General features: G+C 43.0%; 2 protein-coding genes. Both read right to left on the bottom strand.

Going from position 1 to position 1,193, the window contains the following annotated elements:
- Positions 1–243: alpha/beta fold hydrolase (locus tag R7P67_RS25330; protein WP_318086386.1), on the bottom strand; the 243-nt coding region annotated here is incomplete at its 3' end.
- Between the two features lie 122 nt (positions 244–365).
- Positions 366–1,193 (bottom strand): glycosyltransferase (locus R7P67_RS25325; RefSeq protein WP_318086385.1); only part of this gene is annotated, 828 nt, incomplete at its 5' end.

Here is a 1,193-nt window from a genome sequence, read left to right as displayed (position 1 = left end):
CACTTTTAATATATCTTGCGTCACTTCCGTGAAGGTGTAACGACTAGTTATCAACTCTTTCAAAAGCTGATTGGATTTTCCATGTCCTCGTAAGTCGATCAGCAACAAATTAAAGTGCTGCTTATATGCTTTAATTTGTTTAAACCATATCGAAGAACTGCCACCAGCACCATGCACGAAAACAACCCACTCATTACTAGTAGGATGCAAATAGGTTTTGTGAAAAAGCAGTGGCTGAGTCATGAGTCAGTATAAGTAAGATTCTTTGTGATAGAGAGTGACAGAATCCTATCACACTCCGTAAAACCAAGGTAATAAAGGCACCTCAATAGGTGCCTTTGGTTACACTTTTTATCAAACTTGCGTCAATTTAACGCTGAACGATAGAGTTGCAAATACGATTCTGCGGCCTTCCGCCAGCAAAAATCTTTTTGCATTGCATGCAGTTGTACTCTTTGCACTTCCGTCAGGTTTTGCGCATACAACAGCAACGCTCGCAGCATAGTAAGTAGCAGCGCTTGAGGCGTCGGTTCATAAAATACAAATCCAGTAGCGTCACAAGGGTCTACGTCGTAATCATTCACACTGTCTTTTAAGCCACCTACCCCTCTCACGATAGGCAAGGTGCCATAAGCCATGCTGTAGATCTGATTTAAGCCACATGGTTCGAATTCAGAAGGCATTAAGAAGAAATCCGAACCAGCTTCAACTAAATGCGCGAGTTCATTGTCATACGCCTCAACAAATACAAACTTGTCGGAGAATTGCGCCGCAACCTCTTCCAATTGTGCAGCCAAAACGGGATCACCCGTCCCAACAACAACAACTTGAACATCATGCTTCAAAAAATCCGCCAAAGCCGGCAGCAAGTAATGCACGCCTTTTTGCTGAGTCAAACGACAAACCATACCAAACATGGCTACATCTTTTTCAGCAAGGTTTAGCCTCTGCTGTAATGCGCGCTTACAAGTGTTTTTACCTAGAACCATACTTTGTTTGTCGGCACTATAGTTCATTGGTAAATAAGCATCAGTTTCCGGATTCCAAGCACTGTAATCGCAGCCATTTAAAATTCCGACTAAATCCCCTGCACGTTGCTGAAACTCCCAAGCCATTCCATGACTGCCAAGTTCTGTCTTTAGCTCTTCAGCGTACGTTGGGCTGACTGCATTTATCTTATCGGCATTCATTAC

Source organism: Vibrio sp. Vb0937, assembly GCF_033338855.1.
Note: the sequence above shows the minus strand (reverse complement) of the source record. Positions and strands in the feature narration are given on the sequence as shown.